Annotated in this window: 16 protein-coding genes and 1 pseudogene; 11 read left to right on the top strand and 6 right to left on the bottom strand. The window is 74.8% G+C overall.

Annotated elements, in window-relative coordinates:
• Positions 1 to 29: 29 nt before the first annotated feature.
• The 6 genes from AB0D10_RS35095 (at position 30) to AB0D10_RS35070 (ending at position 6,410) form a co-directional block, all read left to right on the top strand.
• On the top strand, positions 30 to 878 hold the full coding sequence (locus AB0D10_RS35095) for a hypothetical protein (protein ID WP_360263468.1): 849 nt from the start codon (positions 30 to 32) through the stop codon (positions 876 to 878).
• A 230-nt stretch (positions 879 to 1,108) separates the two neighbouring features.
• Entirely contained in the window at positions 1,109 to 1,300 is a 192-nt protein-coding gene (locus AB0D10_RS35090) for an e9imm peptide (RefSeq protein ID WP_360263465.1), read from the top strand.
• A gap of 942 nt (positions 1,301 to 2,242) precedes the next feature.
• The gene (locus tag AB0D10_RS35085) at positions 2,243 to 2,959 is read left to right on the top strand and encodes a ScbR family autoregulator-binding transcription factor (protein WP_360263463.1); all 717 of its coding nucleotides are present in this window, start codon (positions 2,243 to 2,245) and stop codon (positions 2,957 to 2,959) included.
• 304 nt (positions 2,960 to 3,263) lie between these two features.
• A complete protein-coding gene (locus AB0D10_RS35080; RefSeq protein ID WP_360263460.1) occupies positions 3,264 to 4,145 on the top strand; it encodes an AfsR/SARP family transcriptional regulator in 882 nt (293 codons plus the stop codon).
• A gap of 88 nt (positions 4,146 to 4,233) precedes the next feature.
• Entirely contained in the window at positions 4,234 to 5,049 is an 816-nt protein-coding gene (locus AB0D10_RS35075) for a TetR/AcrR family transcriptional regulator (RefSeq protein ID WP_360263458.1), read from the top strand.
• A gap of 557 nt (positions 5,050 to 5,606) precedes the next feature.
• Positions 5,607 to 6,410 carry a putative protein N(5)-glutamine methyltransferase gene (locus tag AB0D10_RS35070; RefSeq protein WP_360263455.1) on the top strand — a complete coding sequence of 268 codons (804 nt, stop codon included), beginning with the start codon at positions 5,607 to 5,609 and terminating at the stop codon, positions 6,408 to 6,410.
• Positions 6,411 to 6,533: 123 nt separating this feature from the next.
• On the opposite strand, the gene AB0D10_RS35065 is transcribed toward AB0D10_RS35070, so the two are convergent.
• The gene (locus AB0D10_RS35065) at positions 6,534 to 6,962 is read right to left on the bottom strand and encodes a PPOX class F420-dependent oxidoreductase (RefSeq protein ID WP_360263452.1); all 429 of its coding nucleotides are present in this window, start codon (positions 6,960 to 6,962) and stop codon (positions 6,534 to 6,536) included.
• A 166-nt stretch (positions 6,963 to 7,128) separates the two neighbouring features.
• On the opposite strand from AB0D10_RS35065, the gene AB0D10_RS35060 reads away from it, so the two are divergent.
• Positions 7,129 to 7,632 (top strand): DinB family protein, encoded by a 504-nt coding sequence (locus AB0D10_RS35060; RefSeq protein WP_360263449.1) that lies wholly within the window; start codon positions 7,129 to 7,131, stop codon positions 7,630 to 7,632.
• 78 nt (positions 7,633 to 7,710) lie between these two features.
• Here AB0D10_RS35060 and AB0D10_RS35055 read toward each other — a convergent pair whose 3' ends face one another.
• On the bottom strand, positions 7,711 to 9,156 hold the full coding sequence (locus tag AB0D10_RS35055; protein ID WP_360263446.1) for a pyridoxal-dependent decarboxylase: 1,446 nt from the start codon (positions 9,154 to 9,156) through the stop codon (positions 7,711 to 7,713).
• 296 nt (positions 9,157 to 9,452) lie between these two features.
• A pseudogene (locus tag AB0D10_RS35050) lies at positions 9,453 to 9,608 on the bottom strand (MFS transporter); the annotation flags it as partial.
• Positions 9,609 to 9,693: 85 nt separating this feature from the next.
• Between AB0D10_RS35050 and AB0D10_RS35045 the strand changes: the two are divergent.
• Positions 9,694 to 10,110, top strand: coding sequence for a hypothetical protein (locus tag AB0D10_RS35045; protein ID WP_360263443.1), 417 nt, complete (start codon positions 9,694 to 9,696; stop codon positions 10,108 to 10,110).
• 312 nt (positions 10,111 to 10,422) lie between these two features.
• Positions 10,423 to 13,320: a tetratricopeptide repeat protein gene (locus tag AB0D10_RS35040; RefSeq protein ID WP_360263441.1), complete on the top strand. Its 2,898-nt coding sequence runs from the start codon at positions 10,423 to 10,425 to the stop codon at positions 13,318 to 13,320.
• Here the strand turns inward: AB0D10_RS35040 and AB0D10_RS35035 are convergent.
• Together AB0D10_RS35035 and AB0D10_RS35030 are read right to left on the bottom strand one after the other, a co-directional pair.
• The gene (locus tag AB0D10_RS35035) at positions 13,313 to 16,141 is read right to left on the bottom strand and encodes an RNA repair domain-containing protein (protein ID WP_360263439.1); all 2,829 of its coding nucleotides are present in this window, start codon (positions 16,139 to 16,141) and stop codon (positions 13,313 to 13,315) included. The genes AB0D10_RS35040 and AB0D10_RS35035 overlap by 8 nt on opposite strands.
• The gene (locus AB0D10_RS35030) at positions 16,141 to 17,880 is read right to left on the bottom strand and encodes an RNA ligase family protein (RefSeq protein ID WP_360263436.1); all 1,740 of its coding nucleotides are present in this window, start codon (positions 17,878 to 17,880) and stop codon (positions 16,141 to 16,143) included. Before AB0D10_RS35030 ends, AB0D10_RS35035 begins: the two co-directional genes overlap by 1 nt.
• A 234-nt stretch (positions 17,881 to 18,114) precedes the next feature.
• Between AB0D10_RS35030 and AB0D10_RS35025 the strand changes: the two genes are divergently transcribed.
• A complete protein-coding gene (locus AB0D10_RS35025) occupies positions 18,115 to 19,155 on the top strand; it encodes a helix-turn-helix transcriptional regulator (protein WP_360263434.1) in 1,041 nt (346 codons plus the stop codon).
• On the opposite strand, the gene AB0D10_RS35020 is transcribed toward AB0D10_RS35025, so the two are convergent.
• On the bottom strand, positions 19,133 to 20,662 hold the full coding sequence (locus tag AB0D10_RS35020) for an MFS transporter (protein ID WP_360263431.1): 1,530 nt from the start codon (positions 20,660 to 20,662) through the stop codon (positions 19,133 to 19,135). The two genes, AB0D10_RS35025 and AB0D10_RS35020, sit on opposite strands and share 23 nt — an antisense overlap.
• 180 nt (positions 20,663 to 20,842) lie before the next feature.
• On the opposite strand from AB0D10_RS35020, the gene AB0D10_RS35015 reads away from it, so the two are divergent.
• Positions 20,843 to 21,640: a class I SAM-dependent methyltransferase gene (locus AB0D10_RS35015; protein WP_360263428.1), complete on the top strand. Its 798-nt coding sequence runs from the start codon at positions 20,843 to 20,845 to the stop codon at positions 21,638 to 21,640.
• Positions 21,641 to 21,659 lie beyond the last annotated feature (19 nt).

Raw genomic sequence — 21,659 nt, 5'->3', positions numbered from 1 at the left:
CTGGTCAGCCGGTGTGGGAGCATGATCGAATGCCCGAGGAACCCGCCCCGCCGACCGCGCCGTCACCCGCGTCGTCGCCCGCGTCGTCGGCTGACCCGCTGTCGGGCCTGTGGCCGCTCGCGCCGTCCGGCACGACCGACTGGCTGGCGGAGCTGTGCGGCGACGGCACGACCGGCTTCATGCCGCCCGTGATGCCCGACGCCGCCTGGGTGCTCAACGCCATGTACGAGCACGAGCGCGGGCCGAGCGAACTCTCGTACGACGACCGCCACCGCGCCAGGCTGGCGGACGGCACCGCGCAGCGCTGCGTGATCGCGGGCGTGGACCTGGACGCCGTCGGCGTCCTCACGGGCGGCGGCCTGGGCCGGGCCGAGCACCCGGGCCCGGGCTGGCGCCGACTGCGCTGGGTGGAACTGGCCGCGCGGCTCGGCGACCCGGTGGTGCCCGAGGGAATGCTCCCCTGCTACCGCTGCTTCCCGTCGGTGAAGAAGGACGGCAGCTGGCCGGTCGGCATCGTCCCGCCCACCGAGGGGAGCCTGGACCGGGCGACCTGGAACCGCCTGGTCGCCGTCCTCACCGAGCACAGCCCGGCCGGCCCGGACACCCCCTGCCTCGCCTACTACAACCCGCTGATGACCGGGAGCTACGACTTCGACAACCTCCACGTGCGCGTGGGCCGCCTCGGGGACGCCGAACTCCTCTACGACACCGACGACGCCGACTTCAGCCCGTCCAACTTCTGGGCCGCCGACCACTCCTGGCTGCTCTGCACCGACTACGACCTCTGGGCCACCAAGGTCGCCGGACCCCCGGCCCTCATCGAGGCCCTGCTGACCGACCCGGAGATCGAGGCCCTGCGGCTGCCCTGGGCGGCCTGACGCCCGCCCGGTTCCTGGACCCGCCCGGTTCCTGGACCCGATCGGGTCCGAAAGCCGCCCGGAACGGTGCCGGCCCGGGTGCTCCAGGACCGGGCGGTGATTCCGAATCTGTCCCCGCGACGCCCTGAACCGGGACGGGGCCTGTCCGGTCGATCACGTGACTCACCAGGCTAACCTTGTCGGGGAAGGGGGTGACCGAAGCAGTGATGACTCGTGAGTCGGCTGTTGCGATGGTGCAGAAGATCATGGATGGGGACTGCGTCGACGACGCCGAGGTCGACCGCGCGCTGGAGGCGCTGGACAGGGGCCTCGGCTGTCCGAGTGGCCATGTCAGCGACTTGATCTACTGGCCCGACGGGCCGGAGCGGACAGCGGCCGAGGTGGTCGAACTGGCCCTGGCCCACCGACCGTTCGGGCTGTGAGAGTGACAACCGCTCGGGCGTTCCTCAGCCAGGACCCGTCCGGTTGATCATGTGACTGTCGCCCGCCTGGTCGTTGGATCGGACATGGGGCGGGGAGATCTCACGGGTGCCGAGCGGGGCACGGCTGCGGCCGTTCCTGCCGGTCAGCGGCAGGCGTTGTGCCCGGTGGCGGGACCACCGGCAGGTGATCGACGGGATTCGGTACCGGTTGCGGGCCGGAGCGCACCGGTGAGACCTGCCCGAGCGGTTCGGTCCGTGGAAGGCGGTCCACGGACGCCATCGGCCGTGGTCGGCCGACGGGACCTGGGAGCGTCTGCTCCAGCGGGTCCGGGCGGAAGCGGACGCGGCCGGGGACATCGACTGGGGCATCCCCGTCGACTCCACCATCGTCCGGGCCCATCAGCGCACGGCCGGCGCTCGTACCGATCCGCCGCCAGCCCGTGATTCAGAGGGGGCCGGGCCGGGAGGGCATCAGGACCGCGCGGCGGCTTCACCACCAAGGTCCGTCTGATGAGCGCAGACGGCCGCTGCCGCCCGCTTTCCCTCGTCGTCACGCGCCGGTGCCGGCGAGGCTCCGTGTCCCGATCCGTGGCGTGGAGGCGTGGAGGCGCGCCGTCGCGCGGCGTACCCACCGGCCGTCGCCGTGTGCGTCGGCCGGGCCGGTGGGCACTCTCAAAGAAACCAATCGTTCGGTTTTTCGGACGGCGCGACGTTTCCGACAGCTTCGCCGACGAAGGTCGGCAAGGTCCTCAAGCCCGTCGTGGGCTGCCGGGGTGGGTGGGGCGTGTGGTGACGGCCCGTCGGACGGGGCTCGTCGGGTTGTGGAGAAAGGGGAACGGTTGGGGGATTGACCGACATCGTCTTGTCGGTTGCGGGTGGGGCGTAGCTAAGATACGGGGTGTTTGGTTTTGTTTTCCGGGCTCTCAGGGCGGGGTGGTTGCGGTGGTACGGCAGGAGCGGGCGCTCCGGACGCGTCGGCTGATCCTGGAGGCGGCGGCGTCGGTCTTCGACGAGTTCGGGTACGAGGGCGCGACCATCGGCGAGGTGGTCTCCCGGGCCGGTGTGACGCGTGGTGCGGTGTATTTCCATTTCGCGTCGAAGCGGGATCTCGCGCAGGGTGTGGTCGAGGAGCAGTTCTCCCAGGACGGAGTTCCCGAACGGAGCTGCAAGCTCCAGGAGTTCGTGGACACCGGGATGGTGGTGGCGCACCTGATGCCGCGTGATCCGCTGCTGAGCGCGGGTGCTCGGCTGTCGCTCGGGCAGGACGTGTTCGACGACCTCGGCGGGGGTGCCATTCCCGGGTGGATCGGCCGGATGGAGACGATCCTGCTCGCGGCCGGCGAGCGCGGCGAGCTGCTGCCGCACGTCGTCCCGGCGGACACCGCGTGGCTGATCATCGCGGCGTGGACGGGTGTGCAGATCCAGTCCCAGAAGCTCTCCGGGCGTGCTGACCTGGAACTTCGGGTGTCCGCGCTGTTCCAGCACCTGATGCCGAGCATTGCCGTGCCGGGCGTCCTCGGTTCCCTGCGGCTGGGGCCGGACCGGGGTGCGCAGGTGATCGCCGAGATCGCGGCGGCCCGTGCGGGGGAGGGTGACGGGGAAGAGGGCGACGGCGACGGCGTGCCGGTCGAGGTGCGGGCAGGCGCCGGCACGGGCTGACGGGAACTCAACCGGCCACCCCTCCGCGGGAGGTGGGGCGGCGACGGGCGCGCACGGGCGGCGACGGGACCACGGAGGTCCTGCGCCGCCTTCGGTTTGCCCTGCGATCGACACCTGGAGTAGTGGAGTGACTCCGCACGGTGGTGGGATCGTTCGACCTCAGAAACAAACAGCACGTTCGGTTTTGTATTGACAAACCGCTCGTCCTGTTTTTCACTGGTGACAGTTGCCCCCAGGGGTGTCGACCCGGGTGCCGGCCGCGGCGCAAGAGCCTGCGGCGTTCCGTGTGATTGGGGTGGTCATCGTGGAAATTCGGGTGCTCGGGGCGTTGGACGTCCGGGTGTGCGGGGTGTCGGTGGTGCCGTCGGCACCGAAGCCGCGCCAGGTGCTGGGACTGCTGGCGCTCCGTGCGGACCAGGTCGTACCGGCGGGGGTGTTGGCCGACGAACTGTGGTCGGGCCGTCCCCCGCGCAGTGCGCGCACCACCGTGCAGACGTACGTCCTGCAACTGCGCGACCTGATCGACCGGGCGCTCGCCCGGGTCGGCGCGGAGGCCGGGGTGTCCTGCGCCAAGGACGTCCTGGTCACCTCGCCCGGCGGATACATGCTCAACAGCGGCGGCGGGCTGGCGGACGTCCGGGAGTTCGAGCGGCTGGCCGGCATGGGCTACCGGGCGATCGACGCCGACGATCACCCGCTGGCCGCCCGGATGCTCGGCGAGGCGCTCGCGCTGTGGCGCGGTCCGGCCTTCGCCGACGTGCCGGTCGGCGGCCAACTCGCCGTCGAGGCGCGGAGGCTGGAGGAGACCAGGCTCTGCGCGCTGGACCAGCGGATCGACGCCGACCTGCGCCTGGGCCGGCACCGCGTCCTGCTCGCGGAACTCACCGTCCTGGTCGACCGCTACCGCACCCACGAGAGCCTGCACGGCCAGTACATGGTCGCCCTGCACCGCTCCGGACGGCGAGGCGAGGCCCTGGAGGCCTACCAGCGCCTGCGGAACACCCTGGTACGGGAGTTGGGCATGGAGCCGTCCGCCGGACTGCGCCGCCTGCAGCGCTCCATCCTGCTCGCCGGGCCGGAGCGCCTTGCCGGGCCCGAGCGCCTTGCCGGGCCGGAGCGGGAGCCCGCTGTCGCCGCCGCGCTGCCGGAGGGTGCGGGGGCGGCCCGGCTCAGCCGGGTCGGCTGAGGAGGTCGGATCGGAAGGCCGGCGCCCGCCCGGGAGCTGCCGGGATCTGGTCGGAACGTGCTTGTCGTCGTGAGGGGTTGTGGGACGGGTGGTCCAGGAGAGGTCGGAACGGACGCGCGGGCGGCTGGTGGAGGCGGGGGCGGGGCTGTTCGACCGTCGTGGTTACGCCGGTGCCACCCTCGGCGAGATCGCCGCGGCCGCGGGGGTGACGAAGGGGGCGCTCTATTTCCACTTCGCCTCCAAGGAGGAGCTGGCCAGAGCGGTGTTCGAGCAGGCCGAGTGTTCGCTGCGGTCGGCCTGCGGCGACCGGGGCGCCTCCTCCTCACCGCTCCAGGGGCTGATCGACGCCGGGTACTGGCTGGTCGACGCCCTGGGGGCGGACCCGGTGGTCCGGGCGGCGTTCCGGCTCGGCCGTGAAGACGGCGGCTGGCAGGTCCAGCCGCGGTCGGGAGGGGGTGCGCCGGGTGACCTCCGGCCGACAAGGGCCACCGCGGGCCGGCCGGCGTCGGGTGGGTACGCGTCGGCCGGGTACGCGTCGGGCGGGTACGCGTCGGGCGGGTACGTCCGGGGCGGGCCCGGGTCGGACGGCTCCGGAGCGGCGGACCCACGGTCGGCCTTCGCGGGCCTGCGCGGCTTCCACAGCGTCTGGGCCGGGGTCGTCCGGGGCCTGTTGGCCGAGGCCGGTCGTGCGGGCGAGCTGCGGGACCGCTCGGGAGCGCTCGGTCCGGAGACCCTGGTGGTGACGGCCGCCTGCGGCCTGGAGGTCGTGTTCGCGGAGGGATTCCCGGCCGAGGAGCGTGCGCGGCGGGTCGGCGCGCTGTGGGACTGGCTGCTGCCCTGTCTGGTTCCCCCGGGGGCGGCCGGTGAGTACCGCACCAGGCCGCCGGCGCCGCAGCCCGCCTGACTGGCGGGCGCCCCGATCGGGTCCTTGTACGAGTGCACCTCCGAAGGCCGCACGGTGGGCAAGCAAGGCCGCGGGGGGCGATGGGGAGGCGTCGAGCGGCCGACCACCACCCGAAGGGGAACTCCGACCAGCCTCACCGACCTGCTGCCCGGCCCGGCCGACCCTCGCCCTGGACGGACCGCGCCCGACGCGCTCCTGCCGGCCGGCCCTCCCACATCGCCGAGGACCTCGGCGCCCTGCGCGAGGAGGCCTCGGCAACCTTCTGGCACGACCTGCGGGCGAGCGGCCCGGTCGGCCCGCCCGCGCCGCTTCCGGCCGGCGACTGATCATCCACGGCGGGTGGTGCGGTAGGGTGTTCGGCGCCGAGTATGACCGCGACTCAGGGAGGTGAGACCCATTACCGGAACGTCCGAGCGGGTGCTCCCGGAGCGCGGCCGTGCGGGCGCCGCACGCGTGTAGCGCGGGTGGCGCACCGGCGCGGTGTCGGCCCTTGCGGGAGCCCTGACGGAGTCCTTTCCCTCCGTTCGCCTTCCTCCCGTCTTCCCCAAGGGGTTGTCTTGCCGGTCTTCTCCTCCGCTTCCCTCCGTTCCTCGGTGGTCTCCCGGCTGCGCGCTGCCGGTTGCGTGTTCGCCGAGGACGAGGCGCGGATCCTGCTCACCGCCGCCGCCTCGCCCGCCGAACTCGCCGTCATGGTCCGCGCCCGCGCCGAGGGGCGGCCGCTCGAACACGTCGTCGGCTGGGCCGAGTTCGCCGGTCTGCGGATCGCCGTCGACCCGGGCGTCTTCGTCCCGCGCCGCCGCAGCGAGTTCCTGGCCGCCGCCGCCACCGCGCTGACCGGCCCGCCCCGGGGCCCCGGGGCGGTGGTGCTCGACCTGTGCTGCGGCAGCGGTGCGCTCGGCGCCGCCGTGGCGGCCGGGGCCGCGCACCCGGTCGAGCTGTACGCCGCCGACATCGCCCCGGACGCGGTCCGTTGCGCCCGCCGCAACCTGGCCGGGACGGGAGCGCGGATCCACGAGGGCGACCTGTTCGCTGCCCTGCCCGACGAGTTGCGCGGCCGGGTGGACGTGCTGATCGCCAACGTCCCCTACGTTCCGACCGGTGACCTCGGGCTGCTGCCGCCCGAGGCGCGGCTGCACGAGGCCAGGCCGGCGCTCGACGGCGGGGCGGACGGCCTGGACGTGCTGCGCAGGGTGGTCGCGGAGGCGCCGCGGTGGCTGACGGCGGGCGGTGCGCTGCTGTTCGAGACCAGTGAGCGGCAGGTCGCGGCGGCCCTCGCGGTGACCAGGGCGGCCGGACTGGCGGCGGTGGAGAGCCGGCACGAGGACCTGGACGCCACGGTGGTCACCGCCACGTCGGCCTGACCTCCGGGTGTCCCGGCCACCGTACCCCTGTGACGGTGGCCGGGACTGCTCGGAGGTGCCGCACCGGACGCGCTCGGAGGTGCCGTATCGGGCACGCTCGGAGGCGGGTGCCGTGGGGCACGTTCAGAGGTGGGTGCCGTACACGTGGTCGACGGGAATGGTGAGGAGCACCCGGCGGTCGGACACCATCACCCGGCGGTACTCCGCCCAGTCGGGGTGCGCGCCGGCGGCGCGGCGGTAGTAGTCGACCAGCGCCTCGACCTCCGGCCCGTCGGGATCGGTGCCCGGACCGGTGAGGGCGGCGACGCCCTCGGCGGTGACCCAGGAGCGCCCGTCCGGCCCGGTCACCTCCAGGCTCACTCGGGGGTCCCGGCGCAGGTTGACGGTCTTGGCCAGGCCGTCCCGGGTGGAGACCAGAATGCTGTTCGCCTCCCGGTCGTAGAACGGCAGGACGGGGGAGAGCTGGGGCCGGCCGTCCGCCTTGATGGTGGCGAGGACGCCGAGGCGGCTCTGCGCGAGGAGCGCGTACGGGTCGAAGGGTGTGGCGGTCATGGGAGCATCATCGACCCTGACACCGGTGTGAAGGTCAAGGCGGGCCAGGCGTGTTGCGCGGTCGGCGGGCCGGGCCCGGGCGTGCGCCGGGGTCGCGCGTCCGGGCTGCGTGCCCGGACCGTGGCGTGCGCGGCCGGCTGTCGGAGGCGGCTGGTACGGTCCGGGCATGAGCATACGAGTGCCCTTCACAGGTGGGGAGAAGGAAAGCCTTCACGCGGCGCTGGACCGGCACCGCGATGCGGTGCTGTGGAAGACGGAGGGTTTGGACGACGAGCAGCTGCGCCGTCCGATGACGCCGTCCGGCACGAACCTCCTGGGCCTGGTGAAGCACCTCGGCGGTGCCGAACTCGGCTGGTTCCGCGAGACGTTCGGACGGGACACCGGGCCGCTGCCGTTCGACATCGACGCCGACGAGACCTCCGACATGCGGGTGGAGCCGCACGAGTCGACGGCCGACATCCTTGAGTTCTACGCACGGGCCCGGGCCGGTGCGGACGAGGTGATCCGGGAACTCGCCCTGGAGGAGCTCGGGACGTCCTGGTCGGGGAACAGCGTCACGCTGCGCTGGGTGCTGATCCACATGACGACGGAGACCGCGCGGCACGCCGGACACCTCGACATCCTGCGGGAGTTGATCGACTGCGGGACCGGGGACCACAACCGGAGCTGAACTCGTCACCGGTGCCGCACCCGGTGCCGTCCCCGCGCGTGAGGGGGCGTCACCGGGGCCGCCCAGGTTCGTCCCCGGTCAATCCCCGTCCCGGCCGGCGGCCTGCGTCCGGACGGCCCGTGCCAGCGCCTCCGCCGTCCGCCGGACGTCCGCCTCCGTGGTGCGCCAGTTGCTGAACGCCGCGCGCAGGGCGGGCCGGTCGGCGTAGTGGGTGGGGGTCAGGAAGGCCTCCCCGGCCAGACCGGCCGCGAGGGCGGCGAGGCGCTCGGGGGTGGGGTCCGTCGTCAGGGTGAAGCAGACGACGTTCAGCCGGACCGGGGCGAGCAGTTCCAGCCCGTCGATCCGCTCGACCGCCTCGCCGAGCACCCGGGCGCCCGCGATGTTGCGCTCCACGATCTCCCGGTGGCCCGAACGCCCGTATGCGCGCAGCGTGAACCAGGCCGCGAGGGCGCGCAGCCGGTGCGAGTTCTCCGGGGTGAGGTGGACCAGGTCGGGGTGCTCGCCGTGGCCGCCCGCCCGGCCGGAGACCGGGGCGGGGCCGAGGTAAGCGGCGGCGTTGCGGAAGACCCGGGTCTGCAGGTCCGGGCGGCGGGTGAACTGCACGGCGCTGTCGTACGGCACGTTCAGCCACTTGTGCAGGTCGACACAGACCGAGTCGGCGAGGTCCAGGCCGGTCACCAGCTCCGCGTGCTCCGGCGACAGTGCGGCGAAGGCGCCGAACGCGGCGTCCACGTGCAGCCAGAAGCGGTGGCGCTCGCGGAGGCCCGCGATCGCCCGCAGGTCGTCGAAGTCGACGGTGTTGACCGTGCCCGCGTTGGCCACCACGACGCACGGCCCGTCCGTCCCGGCCAGCGCCCGTTCCAGCGCGGCCACGTCCACCGCCTCCCGGCCCGGCAGCAGGGGCACGCGCCGCAGCGCCGACCGGCCCAGGCCCAGCACCGACAGCGCCTTGGACACGGAGGAGTGCGCGCCGCCCGACAGCACCCGGACCGGGCCGAGCGCACCGACCCCGTCCTCGGCGACGTCCACCCCGAGCCGCTCGCCCAGCCACTCGCGGGCGATCGCCAGCCCGACCGTGTTGGACATGGTCGCGCCGCTGACGAACGTTCCGTGGTGCGCCTCCGACAGCCCGAACAGCACGCGCAGCCAGCCGACCGTCTCCCGCTCCAGGTGCTGACCGGCCGGGTCCAGCGAGGAGTTGGAGTTCTGGTCGACGGTGGAGGTCAGCCAGTCGCCGGCCAGCGCCGCCGGGGTCGCTCCGCCGGTCACGAAGCCGAAGTACCGCGGCCCGGCACTCGCCGACAGCCGGGGCTCCCACCACTGCGCGAACTCCGCCAGCGCCGCGGGCAGCCCGCCGCCCGCCTCGGAGAGCTCCATCGGGGCGCCGGATCCGGCGCCGGGCGGGGCCGCCCGGGGGACGACGGGCCGCTCGTCGAGACCGTCGAGGAAGGCCAGGGCCCGCCGCCGGGTCTCCTCCAGGAGGTCGGGCAACCGGGCCAGGTCGGCGGCGAGTTCGGGGTGCATGGCGGTTCTCCGTTGATCGACTGCGCCCGAGCGTAACGAGCGGCGCGGGGCGTCGTCCCGGGCCAATCCGGTGCGGGTGGCCCGGTCAGGGCCCGCCCGACGGTCGAGCGCGCGGGCGGGGTGCGCCGGCGGCGTCGGCGGAGATCGGTGGCGCGGTGGTGATCCCGGCCCGGAACATGGCGGCGCTGGAGCGCCTCGGGCGGGTGAAGGAGCCCGACGACCGGCGCGTGCGGCTCGTCTGCTGCTTCTTGTCCGGGATCGCGGTCGCCACCGGCGGCCAGGCCGGGGTGCCGGACCCAGCCGCGCTCGGCGTTGAGGAGCACCATGCCGACGTTGAGGGTGCCGGCGAGGCCGAGTTCGCAGACCGTCCCGACGGCGACCAGCGGGCCGATCAGACGGTGGCGCCCGAGGTAGCGCAGGCCGTCGAGCAGGTCCTCTCGCGCGGTGCCGGGGCGGGGCGGGCGGACGGGCGTGGTGGGGGAGCGGGAGCCGTGGGAGCTGCGGCCCGACATCGGAGTGGGACCGTTGCTCTTCGGGATGTCTCCGGCGGACGTCGCCGAGGCGCTGATGGTTTCCGAGCCCCGGTCCCGGGTCGGTGGCCCGTACGGTCAGGAGGACTTCCCGAACGGGGTGAAGGCGTTCTACGACGTCGGCCGGCTCGCCTGCGTCGCGCTGGACGCCGTCATCGGTCCGCAGGTCTGGCTGGCAGGATTCCCCCTGGCAGGGAGCGATCCAGGGTGGGGCCAGCAGTTCCTTCCGGACCACGCCTCGGAGCACGGGAACTGGATCCTGTTCACCGCGGACGCGTCGCTCGCCCTGACCGACCTCGGGATCCTTCTGCGGGACCAGCGGGTCGGCGACGTGCGGCTCACGCGTCCGCTCTTCGTGAAGGAGGAGTGGTTGGAGTCGGAGTACTACCGGGACCGCCTTCCGCTGGAAGGTGGCACGGACTGAGTGCTCGACCGTGGCCAGGCCCTCTCCTCCGGATCTTGCCGAGCGCGCGCCGCCGGCTCACCCCCAGCCCCAGGGGGCCGGGAGGTGCCCCGTCGGCCGGAAGCACCGGCGAAACCCCGAGTGCATCCGCATCCAGGACGAGGGCGTCACGTCGGGACTCCCAGCCGGACTCCCGACGCCGCGCACTGATCCGAAAGGACCCGGACGGGAGGGCCCGGCGTCCGTGCGTCCGTGTTGCCGGAACGGACGCCGAGGCGGGGCGGGCGGTGGCAGGCTTCTCGTGACGGGCGGTGCCGGGGAGGGGCAGGGACCATGGCGGTGGACGGGAACGAGGTCGGGGCCGGGGAGGAGCCGACCAGGGACGGGTCGGCGCCGGACGCCGCGCCGATGACCGTGACGAGCACGCTCAGCGGCGGCACCGTCCACGGCCCGGTGATCCAGGCCGGTCGGATCGGAACGGTGATCGTCAACCCCGCGCCCGACCGGGGCGGGCCGCCGCAGGCGGCCGGTGGTGGCCCCTTCCCGCTCGGCGCCCTCCCCTCGCTGGCGAGCGCCTTCCAGTCGCGGGACGACGTCCACGGACGGCTGGCTGCGGCCCTCGCCGCCGAGGCGCCGCACGGGTTGGGCCTCCGGTCCGCAGTGCTGGCAGGAGGCGGCGGCGTCGGCAAGAGCCAGCTCGCCGCGGCGTGGGCGCACCGGGCCGCCGAAACCGGCGCCGACCTCGTCCTGTGGGTGGACGCGACCGACGTCTCGAACGTCCTCGCCCAGTACGCGCGGGCCGCGGCCGCGCTGGGGGTGCCGGGTACCACCGCGGACCCCGCCGACACCGAGCGGGACGCCGCCGCTTTCCTGAGCTGGCTCACGGCGACCGACGGCCGGTGGCTCCTGGTCCTCGACGACGTCACCGACTTCACCCGGAGTGCCGTGTGGCCGACCCGGGCGCGGAATCCCGGCAGCCAGGTCCTCGCCACGACCCGCCTGCGCGATGCCACGGTCAGCTCCGCCGGCCGCACAATCGTCGAGGTGGGCCTGTTCAGCCGGGACGAGTCGCTGGCCTTCCTGCGGTCTCGGCTCACCGGCGCGGGGCGGCCCGAGCTGCTGGACGAGTCCGCGGAGCGGCTGGCCCAGGTGCTCGGACACCTGCCGCTCGCGCTCGGGCACGCCGCCGCGTACACCGTCCGCAACGGCTGCACCACCGGGGAGTACCTGGACAGGTTCACCGCCCGGTCGGCGGACCTCGACTCGCTCATGCCCGCCGCCACCGACGCCGAGAGGTACGGGCGGCCCGTCACCGCGGCCCTGCTCGTGGCGCTGGAGGCGGCGCAGCGGGAGGAGCCCGAGGGCCTGGCCGTCCCCGCGATGCAGCTGGCGGCCGTGCTCGACCCCGCCGGACACCCCCGGCAGCTGTGGACCGAGCCCGCCGTGCTGGACTACCTCGCCGAGCGGCGGTCGGGCCCCGACCGCCGGATCACCGATCCGCCGTTCCCGCCGAAGTCCGTGCTGCGGAACCTGTGGCGCCTGGTGGCGGGCCGGAAGGAGAAGCCGAAGCCCCCGGTCTCCGCCACCGAAGCCCGGCAGGTCCTGGCCGTGCTGCACAACTACAACCTGCTGACGGACGGCGGCCCGGACGCGGGCCCCCGCGCGATCGCAGTCCACGCCCTCACCTCCCGCGCGACCCGCGAGGTCGGGCCCAAGTACCTGGGCGCCTGTTTCGCCGCCTCGTGGAGCCTCCAGAGCCTGTGGCCCGAGTACGAGCACACCGACCGTGCCCTGGTCGACGTGCTGCGTGCCAACAGCGAGCACCTCGCCCGGACGGAACACAAGTTCATGTGGATGATCGGAGCGGACTCCCTGCTGTTCGCACTCGGACGCAGCCTCACCGACGCGGGCCTGCACGTGGAGGCCACCGAGTACTGGAAGTTCCTCGTGCGGGAGTGCGAGGAACGGTTCGGACCCGACCACGAGGACACCAGGAGCGCCCTCCTGGGTCTCGCCTCCGCCTACAACATCGCGGACCGCAGCACCGACGCCGTCGCGCTCGGGGAGCAGTTGCTGTCGACCACCCCGTCCGCCTCGTCGCTCGGCCTCTCCGGCGGCATCTCGGTCCGGAACAGCCTCGTCGTCTCGTACGGCGAGGCCGGCCGCCCGGCCGAGGCCCTCGCGCTGGCGGAACAGCTCCTGGCCGACGTGGAGCAGCTGTGGGGCCCGACCGACCCGAACACGCTGACCGTGCGCAGCAACGTCGCCTCCTGCTACCAGAACACCGGCCGTGTCGCCGAAGCGGTGGAGCTCGGCGAGGCGGTGCTGCGGGAGCGGGAACGCACCCTGGGCCACGAACACGAGGACACCGTGCACAGCCGCACCCTCCTGGCCGGCTACTACCGCCAGGTCGGCCGGACGGACGAGGCGGTCGGGACGGCCGAACTGGCGCACGCGCAGAGCGAGCGGATCCACGGCGACGACGGCCTGCCGACCCTCTCCGCCAGGAAGACCCTCGTCACCTGCTACCTCGCAGCAGGCCGGGCCGCCGACGCGGTCGCACCGGCCGAACGCCTGGTCGACGGCTCCGCTCGGCGCGTGGGCGACACCCATCGACGGACGTTCAACGCCCGCGCCCTCCTCGAAGCCGTGTACGGGACGGTCGGCCGCACCGCGGACGCCGTCGCCGTCCTGGAACGCCTCCTGGCGGACCTGGCCCGGACCAAGGGTCTCGACAGCCCCACCACGCTCGCCACGCGACAGCGGCTCGGGAAGCGTTACCTGTACGACGGACGCCCGGACGACGCCGTCACCACGCTGGAGCAGTCGCTGGCCGAGCACACCCGGGTCCTGTCGGCGGACGCCCCGGACACCTACGAGGCGCAGCTGCTCCTCGCCGGCACCTACTGGCGAATCGGGCGGCACGCCGAGTCGATGGCGATGCGGGAGGCCCTGCTGGCGGGCGCCGAGCGGCACCTCGGCGGCGACCTCACCGTCCCGAAGGTCCACGCGATCGACTTCCTCGGCGGCCTGCTGCTCGCGCACGGCCGAGCACTGCTGCCGCAGACGCCGACGGCGGCGCGGGCCTGCGCCGAGAAGGTCGCCGACCTTCTGCGTCCCCTGGAGGAACACGGAACGGGCACCTGGTCGGAAACCCTGAAAGCCGCCGCCCGGCTCGAAACCGAGGCGCGGCACAGGGTCGCCTCGGACGGCCAGGTCTCGGCTAGGTGAGGGTGGGGACCGCGCCGCCCTCGACATGCCGGACGTGGACGCCGGGGAGGTGGCGGCCCCAGGAGTCGGCGACCGCCGCGAGCCGGTCGGCGGCGAGCGGGTCGGGGCCGAGGCCGATGGGGTGGTGGGTGAGGCCGTCGGCGGTCCGGTAGGGGTGCGGCCAGGCGTGCAGGTGGGTGCCGCCCGCCTCCTCCAGGGCGGTCAGCAGGGCGCGGAGGCGGCCGCGGACCAGCCCGACGGACTCCTCCGGGGCGGTGACCACCGCCCAGGCGGCGTGGCGCCGGTGGAGTGGGGGCGGGGTGAGCAGGGCGGGCCACGGGTCGGCGCTCTCCGTGCTGAGCTCCCAGGCGCGGTAGAGCTCCTCGGTGAGCAGGTCGCGGGTGTCCGCGCCGACCTGGGTGGTGCAGCTGCGCACGGGAGAGGAGGGGGTGAGGACGGTGACCGTACCGACCTGACGATCCGTCAGTTCGCCTGACAGGGCGATGGGTTGCCGCCAGTCCCAGCCCGCCCAGGTCTCGGTGAACTGCCGGAAGAGGTCGCAGTCTGTGTCCTCGTGGTCGAGGACGGTGCGTGCGGCGAGCATCGACCAGGCGAGCGACGGAAGTTGGCCGAAGGGTGCCGAGTCCAGTCCGCGGGACCGGGCCCAGGCCTTGACCTGGCGGGCCAGCCGGACGAAGCGGTCGTGCCGGTCGCCGACCGCCGCGAGGATCGCCTCGGCGTCCGTGACCGCGCTCAGTGCGACGGCCTCCGCCTCGCCCAGTTCCGCACGGCGGGCCACGGCTTGGGCCGGGTCGAGGGAGCCGGTGAAGACCACGACGAGGTCGACGGACAGGCCGTCCGCCTCCAGCCGCAGTCCCGGCACCCGGGCGCCGACCACCTCGCGCAGCCGCCGGGCCTCCGGCAGTGCGGCCGCCACCCGGGTGCGGACGCCGGGCAGGTCGGCCGGGCCGGGCAGCGCCGCCACGAGGTCGACGTCGGCGCCGTCCAGGTGGCAGCCCAGCCGCCGGGAGCCGACCAGACGGACCGCGCCGTCCGGTAGTGCCTCCGTGATGCGCCGGGCCAATATCCTTGCCGCAGAGGTCTGTTGGGGAGACTCCGGCTGCAGCCGGACGGCCTGCTCCGCGGGCACCGGCCGCACCTCACCCGTCCCCAACGTGACCACCGCGCGCGGTCGCATCGGCTCGGAGCCCCGGCGGGAGAGCACCACCAGCTCGCCGACCCGGGCCGTGACCCCGGGGAGCCGGGCCGCGCAGTCGGCGGCCACCCGCTGCGGGTCGGTGCTGCGCCCGAGAGTCAGGTGCGGGGTGTAACCCTCCGCACGGCCGTGGCAGCGCGGGAAGCGGCGCTCCAGCGCGTGCCGCAGCGCCGCCCACGGCTCGGCGGAGGCGGCGGCCGGGTCGAGCCAGACGGTGGCGTCCTCGCGGTGGCCGAAGGTGTGCACCCCGTCCAGCCGTGCCGTGAACGGGGCCGCTTCGGCGGCTGCGGCGCCCAGGAGCGGCAGGGCGCGGTCGAACTCGGCCTCCGGGACGAAGCCGAACAGCAGGTTGACGTGCGGCGGCCAGCGGTGCAGCTGCGGGTCGTGCGCGGCGCGCAGCCGCTGGATCGGCGGCCACAGCTCCTCGGGCGGCAGCCAGGCGACGGCGGTGCGCGCGACGGGCGCGGCGTCGAGGAAGTCCGGCGCTCCGTCGGCAGCCCCGGCCGCTCCGCCGAGGCCGAGGTCCACGGCCACGCCGTAGTGGTCGGACGGGTGCAGTCCGTCGGTGGTCGGGTGGTTGCCGAGCAGTGTGGCGGCGGTGGCGCGGGTGCGGTCGGCGCGGTGCAGGACGCGGTCGATGCGGCCCGGCCGGCCGGTGAGGGAGGAGACCGCGGCGAGCGGGTTGGCCGTCGGGTCGAAGGTGGGGGTGTCGTCGGACGGTCCGTGCACCTGCGTCCAGGCGTCCCGGAGGCCGAGTGCGGCGGCCGGGCCCGAGGCGCCGGAACGGGCGTCGTTGAAGTCCCCGAGCAGTAGCAGTTCACCCTCGACGCCGCCCAACCCCTCGGCGATCCGGGCGAGTTCGGCTGCACGGCGGGCCGCGCCGTCCGGTGAGTGGTCGCTGCTCAGATGGACGGCGGCGACGGTCAGTGGGTCGCCCGCGGTCCCCACGGTGATCGCGGTGACGGCCTTGTGCGGGCCCAGGGCGTGCCGGCCGGCCTCCAGGACGGGCAGCCGGCTGAGCAGCAGCAGGCCGTGCTCGTCGACGTCCCGCCCGAGCGGGTCGGCGTTGAGCGTGTACCCGGCGCGCACCCAGGGCGCCGCCAGCAGCAGGGTGACCAGGGCCGGCTCCACCTCCTGCAGGGCGATGACGTCGGCGTCGGCGGCCTCCAGTGCGGCGAGCAGCAGCGGGCGCCGGCGGGCGGTCGCGATGCGGTCGGCGTCGTAGCGGTCCCACAGGGTGTTCCAGGTGACCACGCGCAGGCCCGTGACCGCCGGAGCCCCGGGCCGGACGCTCTCCGCAGCGACGGCCTGCCAGTGACCGTCCGGCCGCCAGGCGTACGGGGTCGTCGCCACGAAGAACGGCGAGCGCAGGCGGCGCGGGTCGGTGCGGCGTCCGGCCTCGGTGCGGTCGAGCAGGTCCACGCCGGACACGCGGTCCCAGACCACCACGCCGTCGGCCTCGACCCAGTGGACCCGGTGCCAGGGGATGTCGCCTGCCGCGGCGAAGGCCTCCAGCGGCACCCGCTTGGTGCGGTCGTCGCGCTGGCGCACGCCCAGGGTGAACCGGGCCGGGTCGAAGCGGGCGTCCCAGCGGATGCGCTGGCAGATCTGCTCGATGGGACGCATCAGTCCTCCTCGGCGTCGAGTGTGCCCGCCGTGTCTTCCACGGTGCCACCGGCGCCGACGTACCAGGTGCGGTGCGCCTGGCCTGGGTAGGGCGGGCTGAAGCGGTACAGCTGCGCCGTGAGCACGTCGGCCGGCACCGGGTGCGGTCGCACGGCGTTGCGGCGCAGCAGTTCGTCCTCGTCGACGACCAGCACCACCTGGGTGAGCAGGGCGTCGCGGCGCTGTGCGACGGCGTGGACGTGCGAGCGCTGCTGCCGGTTGAGGGAGGTGGCGTCCCAGACGACGGTGGGGCCCGCGCCGTCGGTGCCCGGGGCGGCGAGGGCGGCGTCCAGCCGGGCCAGGCCCTCGCGCAGCACCACGGCGTTGTCGCGCTGGTCGGAGCGCGAGCCCCGGGCGGCGCGCAGGTCGTCCAGGCTGATCCGGGCGGTGACGCCGGCGAGCCCGGCGGCGAAACTGCTCTTGCCACTGCCGGACGGGCCGCACAGGTGCACCAGCCGGGGGAAGCCGCCGTCCCGCCGGCGCCAGGTCGCGGCGACCGCCTCCTCGACACCGGAGATCCGGCCGAGCGCGAACGCCTCGCGGGCCTGCGCCCAGCAGCGATCGGCGGCGTCCCGGTCGAGGCCGGCGAGCGCCTCGCGCAGGCCGGTGCGCAGCCGGGCGAGCGGCGCGCCGTCGAGCAGCCCGGCGTCCTCGGCGTGGAGTGCGGACCAGGCGACCTGCTCGCGTTCCTCCGCCCCGGGAGCGGCGGCCGCGGCGACGGCGTGCAGCACCCCGAGGTCGGCGGCGCAGGAGAGCCGGGCCAGCCCGGCGCGGCGGTCCTCGTCCGGGTACGGCCGGTGCAGGCCGGGGTGCAGCCCGACCAGGTCGGCGACCCGCCGGGCCAGCGGCAGGCCGAGCGGCCCGGCCAGCCGCGGCGCCAGGGACTGCCGGTGCCCGGCGCGCAGCGCGGTGGCGAGCACCCCGGCCAGCCGGGCGTCCCCGCCGCGGCCGAGCTCGTCCAGCCGGGCCGACACATCCGACAACTGCTCTGACTCGCAGGGAAGTTCGGGAAGGTTCAGGGCGGTGGCCAGGGCGGCCGGCTCGGGCAGCGCCCCGGACCGTACGGCCCACAGCGCGGCACCCGGGCCGAGCCCGTTCTCCACCACGGCGGCGTGCATCCAGTGGGTGTCGGTGCGCACGTGGTGCGGGCGGACCCACTTGGCGACCCGCGCGCCGAACTCCGCCCGGGAGAAGCCCCGGACCGTCCGCACCACGTAGCCCTCCTGCCGGTCCGGATCCAACTTCAGGGTGCGCAGGGCCCGTTCGTCGAAGCGGCCGCGCCACAGCACCCGGGGCGACGGCACACCGAGGCGGCGCAGGAAGCGGACCGTGTCGTCCCAGTCGAGACAGTGGTCGCGGTCCGTCCAGACCGAGAAGCCGTAGAACCAGCTCTCCAGGTCGGTGTACGGGATCGAGTGCCGGGCGAACAGGTTCTCGCCGCAGATCCGCCAGCCGTCCGGGATCCGCCCGCCGACCCGGCCCTGCAGGCCCTTCACCCAGGCGCGGGACGGGTGGTGGGCCGAGTCCAGCGACCGGGCGTGCAGACCGTCGGCGTAGAGGGTGGTGTTCTCGCCGTCGAGCTTCTCGGTGACGACGACCTCCGCGCCGGCCAGCGCACCGAGGTCCCCGGTCCGTACGTCGTCCGCCGCTGCCCCCGGTGACCAGGGCAGGTGCGGAGTCCGGGGGTAGTGCACGCGCATGTCCGGGCTCCCGTGGAGATTGTCGATCCGGCGGACACTGTAGGAGCGGCGGTCGGGTGCGGGCCAGCGAATAAGCGCCGGCGCGGCGGCAGCGGAGCGGGCGGGTACGACGGCACCGGAGTGAATGGGCGCGGCGGCACGGCGAAGGCGGGTACGGCGGCACCGCGAAGGTGGGTACGACGGGGCCACCCTCCGGCGCCCGCACGCCTGCGACGTGCGGCGATACTGACACCCATGGCCGACCCGATCATGACCCCGAACAGCCTCGGCGACTACCTGCGGGCCCGACGGGCGCTGGTCTCGCCCGCGGACGCGGGACTGCCCCCGACCGGACGCCGACGGGTGCCCGGGCTGCGCCGTGAGGAGGTCGCCGAACTGGTCGGGCTGAGCACCGACTACTACGTGCGCCTGGAACAGGGCCGCGCCGACCGCCCGTCCGACGAGGTCCTCGACGCCCTCGGGCGGGCACTGCTCCTCGGCCCCGCCGAACGCGCCCACCTGCGCGACCTGGCGCGACCACCCCGCCGGGCGGCGGCCCGGGCCAGGAAGGAGACGGGCGCGAGGGGCGGGGCGGAGACGCTGCGCCCGGCCCTGCGGATGGTCGTCGAAGCGATGCCGCTGACCCCGGCCGTCATCATGAACGACCGCAACGACGTCCTGGCGTGGAACGCGCTCGCCGCCGCGCTGCTCGCCGACTTCCCCCGACTCCCGCCGCGCGACCGCAACATGGCGCGGCGGATCTTCCTCGACCCGCGCGCCCGGGAGGTCCACCTCGACTGGGACGAGGCCGCGCGCACCACGGTCGGGATCCTGCGGATGGCTGCCGGACGCCGGCCGCACGACCCGGAGCTGGTCCGGCTGGTCGGCGAACTCTCCCTGGGCAGCGCCGAGTTCCGTACGCTGTGGGCGAGCCACCACGTGCACGAGAAGTCCCACGGCGCCAAGCGTTTCCACCATCCGGCGGTCGGCGAGGTGGAGTTGGCCTACGAGACCTTCCAGGCGCCCGGTGCCGACCACCACCTCCTGGTGGTCTACACGGCCGCCCCCGACAGCCCGGCGGAGTCGGCCCTGCGGCGGCTGTCCGGTGTCGCGGCCGCAGCGACTGCGGGTGTCACCGCCGGAGCCGCCGCCGGTGTCACTGCCGGTGTCACTGCCGGTGTCACTGCCGGTGGCACCGCCGCGGGAACGGCCACCGGTGCCGGTGCCGGTGCCAATGCCGCTACCGCCGGTGCCGCCGCCCGCACGTCCGCCGTCACCGCCCCGAACCCGGCCTGAGCGCACGCCAGGTGAGCAGGGCGCCCGTGGCGGACAGCGCGGCGAGCAGCAGCCCGGCCGTGTGGAAGGCGCCGGTGAAGGCCTCGGCCACCGCGGCCCGCTGCCCCGGTGTCACCCGCCCCTGGACGACGGCCTGCCCGGCGAGGTCGGCCGCCGGGCCGCCGCCGAGACCGCCCGCCCGCAGCCGGGCCGCGGTGAGCGAGGTGAGCAGGGCCGCGGCACCGGCGACGGCCACGGACTCCCCGGTGATCCGCAGGGTGTTGAAGATGCCCGCCGCGGCCCCGGCGCGCTCCACCGGGACGGTGCCGACGGCCGCGTCGTCCATCACCCCGAAGGCCAGTCCGACACCCGCGCCGAACGGCAGCAGCGGCACGGCGAGACCGGCCCACGAGCCGCCGCCGTCCAGCGTGGTGAGCAGCAGCGCGCCGAGCGCGATGAGCGCCGACGCGGCGGTGAGGACGGCCCGCACCGAGGTGTGCTGGGCCAGCCGCCCGGCGACCAGCGGCAGGAGCAGCACGGGGGCGGTCATCGGCAGCAGGAGCAGGCCGCTGTCCAGGGTGCCGTGGCCCGCCGTGCCCTGCAGGTAGGTGGGCAGGTAGACGAGCAGGACGACGAAGCCGAGGGTGACGGTGAAGGGCTGGCAGACCACGGCGAGGAACTCCGGCCGGGCGAAGAGGCGGACGTCGAACAGGGCCCGCTCGGCCCGGCGGAGTTCCACCACGGCGAACAGCAGGACCAGCAGGACGGCGGCCGCGAACAGGCCCAGCGGGACGGGCGCCGCCCAGCCGTCGGTGGTCGCCCGGGCGAAGCCGAACGCGAGGGCGGCGAGCCCGGCGGTGAACAGGACCGGTCCGGCCAGGTCCAGCGGTGGCCGGTCGGTGCCGGGGGAGCGGGGCGTACGGGACTCCGGCACGCGGCCCGTGAGGAACGCGGAGGGCAGCGACACCGCCGCGACCAGCAGGAATACCGACCGCCAACCCGGCCCCTCCACCAGGGCCCCGGCGAGCGGCGGCCCGACCGCCAGCCCGGTGCCGAAGGAGGTGCCGAGGATCCCGAAGGCCAGCCGTCGGCGCGCTCCCGAGGTGCCGTGGGCCAGCACCGCCGCACCCGACGCCAGCACCGCCGCGGCCCCGCAGCCCTGGACGGCCCGGGCGGCGTCCACCAGCGCCATCGACGGCGCCAGCGCGACCAGCAGCGACATCGTCCCGACCAGGGTGATCCCGGCCAGCAGCACCCGCCGCCGCCCGTACCGGTCGGCGAGCCCGCCCGCCGCGAGCGGCAGCGCGGCGAAACCGATGTTGAACGCGTTGAGCATCCACTGGGCGCTGCCGACCGACGCGCCCAGCCGGGAGGCCATGCTCGGCAGGGCCACCGCGGCCCCCGTCACCGAGAACGGCAGCATCAGGGCGGCGGTGGCGACGGCGGCGACGGTGTACCGGAAGTGCTGATCGTCGGTCCGCAGTGCCGGAGGAGCGGGCGGCGCGGGGGCCGGGGAGGTGGTGGTCATGCCGTCGATCGTTCGCGAGCGCGCCGGGCCGGGGAAGGGAACGCCGTTCCCTGGGAACCGCAGACCCACCCTCCGGCCCGGCCGCTCCGCGACACGCGGGCAGGAACGTCCCTGCATTCGGTCGGCCGCCGGACCGGGTGCAATGGGCGCGCCCAGCCCGACGCCAGAGGAGGCCGCCCGGTGGAGACGACGACGAAGGACGCCGAACCGGTCCGCGTCCTGGACGTGGCGAGCGCCGACTACCGCCGGGCGTTCGAACTGTTCCTCGCCGGCACGGACGAGAAGCCCCTCACCCACGCCCGGCTGAGCGAACTCGTCGACACCCTGCCGCGGCGCCGGGTCCTGCTCGACCTCGGTGCCGGCGACGGCCGCACCACCGCCCACCTGGCCAGGTCCTTCGACCGTACGATCGCCGTCGAGCCGAGCGAGGCCATGCGCGAGAAGCTCCGCACCGCCTGCCCCGACGCCCTCGTCCTCCCGGACCGGCTCGACCGGGTGCGGCCGCCCGAGCCCGCCGACCTGGTCCACCTCTCGCACGTGCTCTACTACGTGCCCGAAGCGGACTGGCCCGCCACCGTCGACCGCGCCCTGGACTGGACGGCGCCCGGCGGCACCCTCCTGGTCGTCCTGCAGAACCCGGAGAGCCCCTGCATGCGGATGGCCGCCCACTTCACCGGCGTCCGCCACGACCTGAGCCCCCTCGCCGCCGACCTGCGCGCGCGGCGCCCGACGGACGCCGTCGCCCTGGAGACCCTCGGCCTCCACTACCGCACGCCCCACCTCGCCGAGGCCGTCGACGTCGCCGAGTTCATGGTCAACGTCGCCGACCTCGCCACCCTCGACCCCCGCCCGTCCCGCGCCGCCCTCGCCGCCTACGTCCAGGATTATTTCGCCCGCCCCGAGGGCGGCTACGCCATCGGCCACACCCAGGACATGCTGATCGTCCGCCGCGCCCCGGCTGCCGGGGCCGTCCGCTGACGGCCGCCTGCGGGTGGCG

The organism is Kitasatospora sp. NPDC048545, assembly GCF_040651155.1.
Classification (GTDB): Bacteria; Actinomycetota; Actinomycetes; order Streptomycetales; family Streptomycetaceae; genus Kitasatospora.
This window is presented reverse-complemented; position numbering and strand designations above follow the sequence as displayed.